Origin of the sequence: Aeromonas sp. sif2433, assembly GCF_019218705.1 — a bacterium.
Taxonomy (GTDB): Bacteria; Pseudomonadota; Gammaproteobacteria; order Enterobacterales; family Aeromonadaceae; genus Aeromonas; species Aeromonas encheleia.
The window spans coordinates 77748-91093 of record NZ_JAHUXD010000004.1; the positions used below are offsets into that span (position 1 = coordinate 77748).

Here is a 13346-nt window from a genome sequence, read left to right on the forward strand (position 1 = left end):
CAGCGGCGCTTTTTTTTGCCTGATGATGCTTCCTTTGATGGCGAGACTCGGCCTTTTGCCCCGCGCTATCCGCCATCTTCCAAGGCGTACGGTCCGCTATCTCCACCATCGGCTCACCAGGGACCGACACCGCGGCTACACTTGAGGGCGGCTCAGCCAGGGAGCGGCGCTGCCACCCCAAGCCCAGGTACCTTCACCATCGTCCGGTAGCGGCTCCGTTGCTTGTCATTTAACAACATCCTGGACGGACGCTGATGCGTCCAACCATAGGAACCGAATGGGTTTAAATATGGGAAACCAATTATTTTAGCCCCTAAAATCAGCTGTGAGCGAAAACGTTATCTTCCAAAATGGGGCGGTTTTAGCTCAAAACGTTGTTTCTGGATCATAAAAAGTATCCAAAAACTGGTGTATATTGCACGGCGGAAACTCCTTAACCATGAAGACTGACATGAAAAAGACCAAAATCGTCTGCACCATAGGTCCCAAGACCGAATCCAAAGAAATGCTGGGCAAAATGCTCGACGCCGGCATGAACGTCATGCGCCTGAACTTCTCTCACGGTGATTACGAAGAGCACGGCACCCGTATCCGCAACCTGCGCGAAGTGATGGCCGCTACCGGCAAGCACGCCGCCATCCTGCTGGATACCAAGGGTCCGGAAATCCGTACCATGAAGCTGGAAGGTGGCAACGATGTCTCTCTGGTCGCCGGCCAGACCTTCACCTTCACCACCGACCAGACCGTTGTTGGCAACAAAGACAAAGTCGCCGTGACCTACGCCGGCTTCGCCAACGACCTGCGCGTCGGCAACCGCATCCTGGTGGATGACGGCCTGATCGGTCTGGACGTCATCGAAATCACCGAACGCGAAGTCATCTGCAAGGTGCTGAACAACGGTGATCTGGGCGAGAACAAGGGCGTCAACCTGCCGGGCGTCTCCATCAAGCTGCCGGCCCTGGCCGAGAAAGACAAGCGTGACCTGATCTTCGGTTGCGAGCAAGGCGTTGATTTCGTTGCTGCTTCCTTCATTCGCAAGAAAGAAGATGTGCTGGAAATCCGTGAGCACCTGAAGGCTCACGGTGGCGAAGCCATCCAGATCATCTCCAAGATCGAAAACCAGGAAGGCCTGGACAACTTCGATGACATCCTGGCCGTGTCCGATGGCATCATGGTTGCTCGTGGCGACATGGGTGTGGAAATTCCGGTAGAAGAAGTGATCTTCGCCCAGAAGATGATCATCACCAAGTGCAACAAGGCACGTAAAGTGGTCATCACCGCCACCCAGATGCTGGATTCCATGATCAAGAACCCGCGTCCGACCCGCGCCGAAGCCGGTGACGTGGCGAACGCCATCCTGGACGGTACCGATGCAGTCATGCTGTCCGGTGAATCCGCCAAGGGCAAGTACCCGCTGGAAGCCGTGACCATCATGGCTACCATCTGCGAGCGTACCGATGCCGTGATGCCGTCCAACCTGTCTGCTGCCAACGACAGCAACAAGCTGCGCATCACCGAAGCCGTATGTAAAGGCGCCGTCGAGACCTCCGAGAAGCTGGATGCCCCGCTGATCGTGGTTGCCACCGAAGGCGGCAAGTCTGCCAAGGCCATTCGCAAGTACTTCCCGAAAGCCTGGATCCTGGCCATCACCACCAACCAGAAAACCGCAGCCCAGCTGGTCCTGACCAAGGGTGTGGTTGCTCACGTGGTTGACAGCATCGCCTCCACCGACGATTTCTATCGCATCGGTAAAGAAGCGGCGCTGGCCAGCGGCATGGGCCTGAAAGGCGACGTCGTCGTGATGGTCTCCGGTGCTCTGGTACCGAGCGGCACCACCAACACCGCCTCCGTTCACGTACTCTAACCAGTCCTGAACCGATAAAACGGCGCCCTTTGGGCGCCGTTTTTTTTATCCCGCCCCCCTGCTTCGCCTTCCCGGCCGGTGTTAGAATCCACGCGGATTTCCCCCACGGGGGAAACCTCCCAAATTTCGCGTAATAACCCGGAAGTTTTATGCCCTCAACACAGTTCAGAAGAGTCTCGGCCACCCTGTTGCCGCTGCTCTGTTTACTCATCAGCCTCTGCGCCCCGCAAGCCATGGCGCAGGATGTGCCCCAACGCGCCACCGTACAACGGGCGCTCGATGCCCTCGGCAAATCGGATACCCTCACCGTCAGCCAACAGGCCGATCAGAAGTTTCTGACCGATACCCTCAGCCTGCTCGACAACATCGAGAAGGAGCAGGAGAAGGCCAAGGCGCAGACGCAACGGATACGCACCCTCCCCACCGAGATGAAGGAGATAGGTGCCAAGCTCGACGGCCTGACCCAGGGCAAGAGCCCGGAGCAGCTCAAGAGCGAATACGCCAGCATGAGCCTGGCGGAGCTGGACAGCCGCCAGGCCGAGATCATGGCCAACCTGCAGGCCTCTCAGGAGGCCCTCGGCACCATCGGCAGCCAGATCACCAGCCTGCAGACCCTGCCTGAGCGAGCCCAGGCCAACATGAGCCGCGCCTATCAGCGCAGCCAGGAGATCCGCTCCCGCCTGAACTCAGGTGACACTATCAGCAGCGCCGAGAAGATGAAGCTCAATACCGAGCTGGTGTTGCTGGACCTGCAGCTGGCCAACCTGCAGAAGGAGCTGGACAACCGTACCAGCATGCAGGATCTCGCGGTCAAGCAGCGCGATTACCAGAGTGCCCGCCTCGCCAGCGAGGAGCAGAAGCTGCTGGCCCTGCAGGAGCAGAGCAGCGCCAAGCGTCTGGGTGACACCGAGAAGGCCGCCGAACAGACCGGTGAGCTGGTGGCCATCGCAGACAACCCGCTGGTGCAAAAAGAGCAGGAACTCAACCACCAGCTCAGCCAGCAACTGATCAGCGCCACCTCCAATCTCAACTCGCTCGCACAGAAAAACCTGCAGGCCAAGAGCTGGCTGGAGCGTGGCACCCAGACCGAGCGCAACCTCAACGAACAGGTACAGATGCTCAAGGGCAACCTGCTGCTGTCGCGCATCCTCTACCAGCTCTACCAGCAGCTGGAGGCCGCCCCCTCCACCCTGGTGAAGAACCTGGAGGAGCAGATAGCCGATCTGCATCTGGCCCAGTTCGAGCTGAGCCAGCAACGGGATCAGCTGTTCCAGAAGACCCAGTATCTGGATAACCTGGTAGCCAGCAGCAGCGAGCCGGTCAGCGAAGAGGACAAGGCCAGCCTGGCCAAGCTGCTCGACACCCGCATCAGCCTGCTCGATCAGCTCAACCGCCAGCTCGACAGCCAGCTGACCAACGCCATCAGCCTGCAGCTGACCCAGCAGCAGCTGACCCGGGTCTATGCCTCCATCGAATTCACCCTGCAACAACACATCTTCTGGGTCAGCAGCAACAAGCCTATCGATGGCAAGTGGTTCATCAACTGGCCCGCCCAGGCCTACAAGCAAGCCTCCGACTGGGTACTCAAGCCCGACTGGAGTGGCTGGGGCGAGATGCTGTTGCCGGTCTCCCTGCTCGCCTTCCCGCTGCTGCTGGTCGGCGGTCTGCTGCTGTGGAAGCGGCCAACCTTCCTCAAGCGCCAGCAGGCAATCACCAAGGATCTCGGCCGTTTCCGCCAGGACAGCCAGTGGCACACCCCGCGCGCCCTGCTCTACACCGTGCTGCAGCGCCTGCCCGGCAGTCTGTTCATCCTGGCCGCCGGACTCTGGCTCACCTACTGTGGTCTGCTGAGCCCCAAGCTCATCTTCCAGATCACCCTGAACCTGGCACTCGGCTATCTGGTGTTCAGCGTCTACCTGTCGGTGATGCGACCCGGTGGCCTCGGCGAGACCCACTTCCGCCTGCCGAGGGCCGAGCTGCAGGCCAAACGCAACAGCATGCGTTACCTCTGGCTGCCGCTGCTGCCGCTCATCATGCTGTCGACCAAGGCGGTGGTTGAACCCTCCTCCCTGGGCAATGACGTGATAGGACAGGCGCTGACCATGCTGCTGCTCGGTCTGACCGCCTACCTGGTGCTGCCCATCTCCCGCGCCCGCATCAAGGGCGAGGCCAGCATGGTGCAGACCCTGACGGCGGTCGCCCTGGCGCTGGCCCCATTGGCACTCATGGTGCTGGCGGCGCTGGGCTACTACTACACGGCCCTGAAGCTGACCGGCCGGCTGATCGAATCCTTCTATCTCATCATCATCTGGGGCCTGGTCTACCGCACCGCCCTGCGCGGCCTAGAGCTGGCGGCCCGCCGCCTGGCCTATCGCCGCGCCGTCGCCAAGCGGGAACACAGATCCCAGGAGGATGCGGAAGGGGGCGAAGCCATCGAAGAGCAGCCCATGGATCTGGAGGATGCCAGCCAGCAATCCCTGCGCCTGACCCGCATCATGCTGCTGCTGGTGTTCGGCGTCGCCTTCTACTGGCTCTGGTCCGATCTGGTCGCGGTCTTCACCTACCTCGACAGCGTGGTGCTGTGGCACAAGAGCGAGGGCACCGGCGCCAATGCCGTGCTCTATCCCATCAGCCTGAGCGATGTGCTGACCGGCCTGTTCCTGTTCGGGGCGGCCCTGTCGCTGGCCCGCAACCTGCCCGGCCTGCTGGAGGTGCTGGTGCTCTCCAAGCTGCGCCTCGCCCAGGGGACCGCCTACGCCTTCACCACCATGCTCAACTATGTGTTGATCGGGGTAGGCTCGCTCACGGCGCTGGCCATGCTGGGGGTCCAGTGGGAGAAGCTGCAGTGGCTGGCCGCGGGTCTCTCGGTTGGTATCGGCTTTGGCATGCAGCAGATCGTCTCCAACTTCATCTCCGGCATCATCATCTTGTTCGAGCGTCCGGTCCGGATCGGCGACACCGTCACCATCGGCACCATCTCGGGGACCGTCAACAAGATCCGCATCCGCTCGACCACCCTCACCGACTTCGACCGCAAGGAGGTGATCATCCCGAACCAGCAGCTGATGATAGAGCGACTGGTCAACTGGTCCCTGTCCGACACCGTCACCCGGGTCATCGCCCGGGTCGGGGTGGCCTATGGCTCGGATCTGGAGCTGACCCGCAAGCTGCTGATGCAGGCGGCCATGGAGAACAGCCGGGTGCTCAAGGATCCGGCCCCCATCGTCTACTTCCTCACCTTCGGCCCCAGCACCCTGGATCACGAGCTGCGCTTCTTCGTGAGCGAGCTCGGCGATCGCAACCCGGCCATCGATGAGCTAAACCGCAAGATAGACCTGCTGTTCCGCGAGCACGGCATCGACATCGCGTTCAACCAGATGGACGTCTACATCAAGAACATGAAGGGGGAGGAGCAGAAGGTGGAATCCCACCGGAGCCTGCCACCGGCAAGCGACGGCAACCCCGCCTGATCCCGACCTCCTTAACATGCAAACAGGCTCCTCAACGGAGCCTGTTTTTTTACCTGGACGGCCGGGCTTGAAAGCGGGAGGGAACCCCCAATATAGAGAGGACTATGGACGGTTATCGCACGAGGATCGCAATGGACTATCTCTACGCCGTGGTGCTGTTTGCCATCTCGGCATCGGTCACCCCGGGGCCGAACAACATCATGGTGATGAGTGCCGGGGCCAACTTTGGGATCAGGCGGAGCCTGCCGCTGCTCGCCGGGATCTGCGTCGGCTTTACCCTGATGTTGTTGCTGGTCGGGCTGGGCTTCGGCCAGCTGTTCAGCCTCTTCCCCGGATTGCACCTGATCATCAAGTGGGTGGGCACCCTCTACCTGCTCTATCTGGCCTGGCTGATCGCCCGCTCGGCGGATGAGATCACGGGGCAACCCGCGGCTCGCCCCCTCGGCTTTCTCAAGGGGGCCCTGTTCCAATGGGTCAATGCCAAGGCTTGGGTGGTCGCCACCGGCGCCATCGCCGCCTTCACCAGCGTAGGTGCCGACTTCTATCAGCAGAACCTGACCATAGCCCTGACCTTCTTCGTCGTCTCCTTCCCCAGCGTCGGACTCTGGCTGCTGTTTGGCTCCCTACTCAAGCGCTGGCTGACCAGCACGCTCGCCCGCCGCCGCTTCAACCATGCCATGGCAGCCTTGCTGGCCCTGTCGGTTGCCCCCGTCATGTACGAGCTGCTGAGCCCGCCGGGCTGAGCGGCACAGGCCCTGTGGATGCGGGGCCCCATACGTGCGACCATCCCTCCAGACCCCTTTCCCCGTGACGGGTGGCCGACGCGGGCCCCCCTCACTTTCAGGAGCGAGCAATGCAGCAAGTCGTTTATGTCGCCAACCCGGTCAGCGGGTTGATCCATGTCTTTCAGCTGCAGGACAATGAGCTGGTCCCGCTGCAAGAAGTCCAGACCGGGGGTGAAGTGCAGCCGCTGGTCATCAGCCCGGACAAGCGCTGGCTCTATGCCGGTGTGCGGCCCGACTTCAGGGTGCTGAGCTACCCCATAGCGGCGGACGGTCGGCTCGGGACGCCCGCCTCGGCGCCGCTCTCAGGCAGCGCCTCCCACACCTGCACCGACGCTCGGGGCAAGCTGCTCTTCGCCGCCTCCTACGCCTTCAACCACGTCAGCGTCTCGCGCATGGATGCCGCCGGTCGGGTGCTGGCGCCCCATCAGCGCATCGATAAGCTGATGGCCGCCCACTCGGTGACCCTGCTGCACGACAAGCAAGGCCATCAGGAGCTGCTGGTCGCCTGCCTCAAGGACGACGCCATCCGCCGCTTCGCTCTGGACGACCAGGACCGGCTGAGCCCCCATCCGCAAGGCGACCTCCACACCGCCGCCGGTGCCGGGCCGCGCCATCTGGCGCTGCACCCGACCAATGGCGATCTCTACTGCCTGAACGAGCTCGACTGCACCCTCAACCGCTATCACCGGGAGCCGGATGGTCGCATCAGTGCGCGGGAAAGCCTGGACATCATGCCGGCAGGCTATGAAGGGGAGCGTTGGGGGGCGGATATCCACCTCAGCCCAGACGGGCGTTTTCTCTATACCAGCGAACGCGCCAGCAGCCTGCTGACCCTGTTCGGGATCGACGAAGGAGACGGCGCCCTGACCCTGCAGGGCCACTTCCCGACCGAATCCTGCCCCCGTGGTTTTGCCATCGACCACAGCGGCCACTACCTGATCGCCGCCGGGCAGACGTCCCACAGCCTGGCCGTGCACCGCATCGCGGCACAGACGGGCCAGCTCAGCCTCTCAACCCGCCAACCCGTGGGGGAAGGGGCCATGTGGATTAGGGTGCTGGCGCTGGAGGGCGAAGCCCGCTAAGGGCGTCTGTCGAGAGGGAATAGAGAGCCATGAATGACAAGGCGCGGTGCTCGTTGGAGCACCGCGCCTTCGTTGTATCAAGCCGAGCGGAGATTATTTGGTGCCGTTGAGCTCATCATCCGGCCAGTACTTGTAACCCTGCATGGTGGCCTGCACCGCGACCCCCTTCTCGGTGAGCTGATACATCTTCACCTTCTGGAAATCGGCGTTGGCCGCCTCGCTGACCACCACCTTGCCATCGTTGGCCGATTTGGCGGCCATGTCCGCCTGGGCGCTGGCATCGAAGCCCGTGGTGATGAAGCGATCCAGTGCGGCGGTATCGTTGAAGATGATCACGGCCTGGAATTTCTTGATCCCCATGCCGATCCCCATCCCGGCAGTCGCCATCTTCATATAGGTGTCACGACCGGTGCGGTTGTCACGCAGTACGCCATAGCCACTCCCCGCGCTGAGCACCAGCAGGTTATTGTTCACATTATTAAAGACGGCATAGCCCTTGGATCTTGCCACTTCCTGTCTGATGTTCGGATTCTGCCCATACAGCGTGGACAGCGTCTGTTGACGCATCTGCTGAATGTTGCTGCGCTGCTCGGCAGGGTTGTCTCCCTTGGCACAACCCACCAACAGCAATATGATGAAAATCGGGCTCCATAGACGCAAGTCACGCATGTCATTACTCCTTTGTATGTAACTACGGGGATGAGGCTGTCATACGTTACACAGTCCCTCTCCCGCTCCTGGACAAGTCAGAGGTAATCCCAGTGACCCACTATCGGTGCTCAGACTCCGTCGCCCATGGGCTCTCACCGGATACAAGTACCTCATTGGGTCAGTATAACCAGCTTCCACTGAACTTCTGCTGACCCGCCCGCCGGCACTCATGCGGGCGGGTGCGACAAACCGACACAGATACAAGGTGTTAGTGGCATGGCGGCCCAATCTGGCCCTGCCTGCCACCGGCCGCCCTACCCCTTGGTCACCTCGCCGAGAAACTCGGTGAAGCGCTGCCAGGATTTGGCATCGGCATCGCCGCGGTAATTCTCCGAGCCGAACACGCTGAAGGCGTGGGGGGCCCCGCCGTAGCTGATGGCCTCATGCTTGATGCCCGCGCTCTCCAGCTCGGAGATGAGCCCGGCAAACTGGCCAAGCGACACCGCCTGATCCGCGCTGCCATGCTGGATCAGCAGGCTCGCCTTGGTCTGCTTGTAGTCCTGGCCGGCCGGCGTCTCCAGCCCGCCGTGCACGCTCACCACCCCCTTGAGCTCGGCGCCGCTGCGGGCCAGCTCCAGCACAGCCGCCCCGCCGAAGCAGTAACCGAGCGCCACAGTGTTATCGAGCCGCCCGCCCAGCTTGCCCGCCTCGGCCAACGCCCCCGCCAGCAGCTTGCGCATCCTCGGCCTGTCCTGATAGAGAGCCCCGGTGAGCTTCTTCTTCTCTTCCGTGGCCGTCGGCCGCACTCCGACCCCGTACAGGTCCACCGCAAACACGCTGTAGCCGAGCGCCGCCAGCATCTCGGCCCGCTTGACCTCATAGTCCGTCAGACCGTCCCAGTCATGTACCAGCAGCACCAGCGGCGCCTTGGGGCCGGCGGCCAGGTAATAGCCCTCGAATGACTGGCCATCGATGTCGTAACGCACCGCGCCAGCCTGACTGGCCCCACTCCATATCAGCCCGAGCAGGGCCAGGATCCATGCCTTCTTCATCGCCATCTCCTCGATCGTGAACGACGCCCATGATTGTAGTCGCCAGGCTCCAGGGCCGTGTGTCGGGACTCCAGCGTTGCCCTCTTGCGGCTGACCACCGAACAGAGAGAAGCCGGATAGGATGAAACCGAGCCAAAAAAGAGAGGCCACCCTAAGGTGGCCTCTTGGCTGCTAACCCTTGGCGAGACGCCGTCGCTTAATCCTTTGCGGCGTCCATCACGCCCTCTTCGGAGTGAGCAGGCAGGATCAGGTTGAGCAGGATCGCGGCCACCGAGGCCAGACCCACGCCCGCCAGGGCGAAGTCACCTATCTTCATCTCCAGCGCGCCGACACCCACGGTCAGGGTCACGGCGACGATAGCGATGTTGCGGGCGAGGCCCAGATCCACCTTGGACTCCACCAGCGTCTTGAGGCCGATGGCGGCGATGGATCCGAACAGCAGCAGCATGATGCCGCCCATCACCGGCATGGGGATGGAGGTGAGCAGGGCGTTGAACTTGCCGAAGAACGCCAGGATCACGGCGAACACCGCGGCCCAGGTCATGGTGACCGGGTTGAAGTTGCGGGTGATCATCACGGCGCCTGTCACTTCGGCGTAGGTGGTGACGGGCGGGCCACCGATGAAGCCGGCGAAGCAGACCCCGATGCCGTCACCGGCCAGGGTGCGGTGCAGGCCCGGATTCTTGGTGTAGTCCTGCCCGGTCACACCACCGATGGCGAGCACGCCACCTATGTGTTCGATGCAGGGGGCTATGGCCACCGGCAGCATGAACAGGGCGGCGGCCCAGTTGATCTCCGGGGTCTCGAAGTGAGGCAGCGCCAGCCAGGGGGCGTTGGCCATGCCCTCGAAGCTCACCTGTCCCATCAGCACCGCGGCCACATAACCGGCGATGACGCCGGAGAGGATGGGGATGAGCTTGATCCAGCCTTTGCAGAACACGGCCGCGATCAGGGTCACCGCCAGGGAGATCCCCGCCAGGGTCAGAGCGGTGGCAGGCGCCACCACCTGCTCACCTCCGGCCCGGCCCATCGCCATGTTGCAGGCGACCTGGGCGACCGACAGACCGATCACCATGATCACCGGGCCAATCACCACGGGCGGCAGCAGCTTGTGCACGAAGCCCATGCCCCGCACGCGGATCAGCGCCGCCAGGATGAAGTACATGAAGCCGGCGGCAAACAGGCCGAACATGGTGGACGGCAGCCCCCAGGTCTGGGTGGCGTAGATGATGGGGGCGATGAAGGCGAAGCTGGAGCCGAGGAAGATCGGCACCTGACGACGGGTGCAGAGCTGGAACAGCAGGGTGCCTACACCGGCGCCAAGCAGGGCCATGGAGGGGTTCAATCCGGTGAGCAGGGGCACCAGAACCATGGCACCGAAGGCGACAAACAGAATTTGCAGCCCGGCGACACTTTGCTTGACCAAGGAAAACATGGGTGTCCTTAATTTTTTGATGACTGACAGGAATAATTGACACTTTTCAGTCATCACAACACATTTTCAAGGCGTGAAATGCGCAACAAGGCGTCATTTGTTACCTTTTACTGCTTGGGGAGGGCATGAAACTGGCTTTTTAGGCGGGATTCGTTGCTACAAGCATCGAATACGCGATTTTACGCACTTTTATGGTCGGCGCCAAACGTTTTTCCAGCTCCGCTTATTGATGAGGGCGGCAACGGGTTCAAATATTGAACGCCGACCCGAGCTTTTGCCGACAGGGCCAAGCGAGACAAAGGATGGCGGGCCCTGGCGAACCGCAGCGAAAGAGGGGATGGCCAGGCCATCCCCTCTTCTCGTCAACGCCTTACCCGATCAGACCCGGCGATAGGGCAGATAGAGCGGCTCCCACATGTGGCTCAGGATGTGCTGCTGCAGATCCTGACCGATCAGCGGGTGGGACGGATCCCGGCGCACTATGTCTTTGAGCACGGCGGTCGCCACGTGCACCGAGATGCTGCGCAGCTCGCGGATCCGTGGATAGACCGAGCCCTGCGCCAGATCGGCCTCGCTCACGCACTCCGCCAGGGCGAAGGCGGCGGTGGTGAAGATGTCGGGGCTGATCTCGCGGATCTGGCTGACGATGGCGGCCAGGCCCACGCCGGGGAAGATGAAGACGTTGTTGCCCTGGCCGATGCGGTAATCCCGCCCCTCGTGGTGCACGTCCTTGAACGGGCTGCCGGTCGCGACGATGGCGCGGCCCTGACTCCAGCGGTAGATGTCTTCCGGCAACGCCTCGCAGTTGGCGGTCGGGTTGGAGAGCGGGAACACCATGGGGCGATCGCAGTGCTCCAGCATCAGCTGGATGTGCTGCTCCTGGAAGGCCCCACCCGCCCCGCTGGTACCCAGCAGCACGGTGATGGGCACATGGCGCAGCACCTCGGTCAGGCCAGCCTTGCCCTGCAGGTCCCACTGCGCCAGCAGCAGGCCCGGCTTGGCGTAGCGGCGCTTGTATTCGTCCAGCCCCTCCCGGTTGTCACACACCAGCCCCTGGGTATCCAGGATATAGATGCGATCCCGCGCCGCCTGTGGATCCAGCCCCTCGCGGATCATGCCCGCACAGATCTGATCCGCCACCCCGACCCCGCCGGCACCGGCGCCATAGACCAGGTAGTTCTGCTGGCCCAGGCTCTCGCCCTTGGCCTTGACCGCCCCTATGATGCCCGCCAGCACCACGGCCCCGGTGCCCTGAATGTCATCGTTGAACGAAGGCAGCGCCTGCTGGTAGCGGGACAGGTTGTTGAAGGCGTTGGACTTGCTGAAGTCCTCCCACTGCAGCACGGCATTGGGGAAGTGGCGCTTGACCCCGGCCACGAACTTGTCGATGAAGTCGTCATACTCCTTGCCGCGAATGCGGCGATGGGGCTGGCCGAGATACATGGGATCGTCGAGCAGGGTCTGATTGTCGGTGCCCACGTCCAGCGCTATGGGCAGGCAGCAGGCGGGGTGGATGCCGGCCGCCAGGGTATAGAGAGAGAGCTTGCCGATGGGAATGCCCATGCCGCCCACCCCCTGATCGCCGATCCCCAGGATGCCCTGGCTGTCGGTCACCACTATGATGCGCACCGACTTGCTGTCCACGTGACGGGCCAGGGAGCCCATGTCATCGACGTTTTTCGGGGTGATGTAGAGGCCGCGCGCCTTCTGGTAGCGGTGGCTGAACTCCTGGCACGCCTTGCCCACGGTCGGGGTGTAGATGATGGGGGTCATCTCCTCCACGTGACGGGAGAGCAGGGCGTAGAACAGGGTCTCGTTGCGATCCTGCAGGGCGCGCAGGTTCTGATACTTCTCGATATCGCTGCAGGCGCTCAGGAAGCCCTGATAGACCCGATCCAGCTGGGCCTCGAAGGTCTGCACCTGGGGTGGCAGCAGGCCGTCGAGCTCGAAGTCGGCCCGCTCCTGTTCGGTAAAGGCGGTGCCCTTGTTGAGATTGCGATCGTTGAGCAGATCGGTGCCAGTCAGTGCAACGGGGCGAAAGTCCTCTCCCTGTGCGTCTTTCCACAGCAGATATTGTCCGGTAGCCATAGTCGTTCTCTTTGATACGTGGGAAGTGCCATTGCGGCGAAGAAGCGAGACACATAATGAAATCAATCATATAACTTTTGCCTTACCCATTTTGTGAAGCCGGGCATAAAGTCGCCCACCCCGGCCTTCTCCCCGACCCACAGACCTCCTCCCTGCCAATCCCCCTGCCTGTGGCTAAGCTAACCCATGGACAAGCTGCCGCCCGTTATTCGGCTTGCCGAGCCGGCCACACAACACCAGAGCACCTGACTCAAGGAAGGTCATCATGGGAAGCACTCGACTGGAAGCCTTCAGCGATGGGGTCATCGCCATCTTGATCACCATCATGGTGCTGGAGCTCAAGGTGCCCCACGACGCCAACTGGCAGGCACTCACCCCGCTGCTGCCGGTGTTCCTGAGCTATGTCCTCAGCTTCATCTACCTGGGTATCTACTGGAACAACCATCACCACATGCTGCACACCTGCCGCCAGATCACCGGCCCCATCCTCTGGGCCAATCTGCACCTGCTGTTCTGGCTCTCCCTGATCCCCTTTGCCACCGGTTGGATGGGGGAGAACCACTTCGCCAGCCTGCCGACGGCCCTCTATGGCCTGGTACTCTTGATGGCCGCCATCGCCTACTTCCTGCTGCAGGCGCTGATCATCCGCTCTCAGGGGCCCCACTCACTGCTCAAACGGGCGCTCGGCACTGACTGGAAGGGCAAGATCTCTCCCCTGCTCCATTTCAGCGCCATCCTGGCCGCCTTCTGGGCCCAGTGGTTGTCCCAGCTTATCTATGTGTTGGCCGCCCTGATCTGGCTGGTGCCGGATAGCCGCATCGAGCACATCCTGGCCGAGCATGAGGCCGACTAGCTCTCTCCTTGCTCTGGCTCCCGGCAACGAGGGGCCGTGCCGTACCAAGGCACAACGAAGGACTCA

Annotated in this window: 9 protein-coding genes; 5 read left to right on the plus strand and 4 right to left on the minus strand. The window is 62.1% G+C overall.

Features of this window, described 5'->3' with window-relative positions; all coding sequences use genetic code 11:
• Positions 1 to 451: 451 nt before the first annotated feature.
• The 4 genes from pykF (at position 452) to KW825_RS07705 (ending at position 7201) form a co-directional block, all read left to right on the plus strand.
• Positions 452 to 1864, plus strand: a complete 1413-nt coding sequence (gene pykF / locus KW825_RS07690; protein ID WP_042653884.1) for a pyruvate kinase PykF — start codon at positions 452 to 454, stop codon at positions 1862 to 1864.
• A gap of 149 nt (positions 1865 to 2013) precedes the next feature.
• Entirely contained in the window at positions 2014 to 5334 is a 3321-nt protein-coding gene (gene mscK, locus KW825_RS07695; RefSeq protein WP_218328833.1) for a mechanosensitive channel MscK, read from the plus strand.
• Positions 5335 to 5465: 131 nt separating this feature from the next.
• Positions 5466 to 6077, plus strand: coding sequence for a LysE family translocator (locus tag KW825_RS07700; protein WP_218290021.1), 612 nt, complete (start codon positions 5466 to 5468; stop codon positions 6075 to 6077).
• A gap of 110 nt (positions 6078 to 6187) precedes the next feature.
• Positions 6188 to 7201: a beta-propeller fold lactonase family protein gene (locus tag KW825_RS07705; protein WP_218328834.1), complete on the plus strand. Its 1014-nt coding sequence runs from the start codon at positions 6188 to 6190 to the stop codon at positions 7199 to 7201.
• A 93-nt stretch (positions 7202 to 7294) separates the two neighbouring features.
• Here KW825_RS07705 and KW825_RS07710 read toward each other — a convergent pair whose 3' ends face one another.
• From KW825_RS07710 to KW825_RS07725, 4 genes are all read right to left on the minus strand, one after another.
• Positions 7295 to 7870, minus strand: coding sequence for a YSC84-related protein (locus KW825_RS07710; protein WP_252994762.1), 576 nt, complete (start codon positions 7868 to 7870; stop codon positions 7295 to 7297).
• Between the two features lie 296 nt (positions 7871 to 8166).
• A complete protein-coding gene (locus KW825_RS07715) occupies positions 8167 to 8904 on the minus strand; it encodes a dienelactone hydrolase family protein (RefSeq protein ID WP_218328835.1) in 738 nt (245 codons plus the stop codon).
• 196 nt (positions 8905 to 9100) lie between these two features.
• Positions 9101 to 10339, minus strand: coding sequence for a uracil-xanthine permease family protein (locus KW825_RS07720; RefSeq protein ID WP_042653890.1), 1239 nt, complete (start codon positions 10337 to 10339; stop codon positions 9101 to 9103).
• Positions 10340 to 10717: 378 nt separating this feature from the next.
• Entirely contained in the window at positions 10718 to 12427 is a 1710-nt protein-coding gene (locus KW825_RS07725; protein ID WP_042653891.1) for an NAD-dependent malic enzyme, read from the minus strand.
• Between the two features lie 265 nt (positions 12428 to 12692).
• Between KW825_RS07725 and KW825_RS07730 the strand changes: the two genes are divergently transcribed.
• On the plus strand, positions 12693 to 13280 hold the full coding sequence (locus KW825_RS07730) for a TMEM175 family protein (RefSeq protein ID WP_218328836.1): 588 nt from the start codon (positions 12693 to 12695) through the stop codon (positions 13278 to 13280).
• Positions 13281 to 13346 lie beyond the last annotated feature (66 nt).

What these genes read in the sequence shown, in the direction of transcription:
- KW825_RS07705 (WP_218328834.1), top strand. Translation starts at nt 6,188, where the DNA reads ATGCAGCAAGTCGTTTATGTCGCCAACCCGGTCAGCGGGTTGATCCAT.
- KW825_RS07720 (WP_042653890.1), bottom strand. Translation starts at nt 10,339, where the DNA reads ATGTTTTCCTTGGTCAAGCAAAGTGTCGCCGGGCTGCAAATTCTGTTT.
- KW825_RS07715 (WP_218328835.1), bottom strand. Translation starts at nt 8,904, where the DNA reads ATGAAGAAGGCATGGATCCTGGCCCTGCTCGGGCTGATATGGAGTGGG.
- KW825_RS07730 (WP_218328836.1), top strand. Translation starts at nt 12,693, where the DNA reads ATGGGAAGCACTCGACTGGAAGCCTTCAGCGATGGGGTCATCGCCATC.
- KW825_RS07710 (WP_252994762.1), bottom strand. Translation starts at nt 7,870, where the DNA reads ATGCGTGACTTGCGTCTATGGAGCCCGATTTTCATCATATTGCTGTTG.
- KW825_RS07725 (WP_042653891.1), bottom strand. Translation starts at nt 12,427, where the DNA reads ATGGCTACCGGACAATATCTGCTGTGGAAAGACGCACAGGGAGAGGAC.
- pykF (WP_042653884.1), top strand. Translation starts at nt 452, where the DNA reads ATGAAAAAGACCAAAATCGTCTGCACCATAGGTCCCAAGACCGAATCC.
- KW825_RS07700 (WP_218290021.1), top strand. Translation starts at nt 5,466, where the DNA reads ATGGACTATCTCTACGCCGTGGTGCTGTTTGCCATCTCGGCATCGGTC.
- mscK (WP_218328833.1), top strand. Translation starts at nt 2,014, where the DNA reads ATGCCCTCAACACAGTTCAGAAGAGTCTCGGCCACCCTGTTGCCGCTG.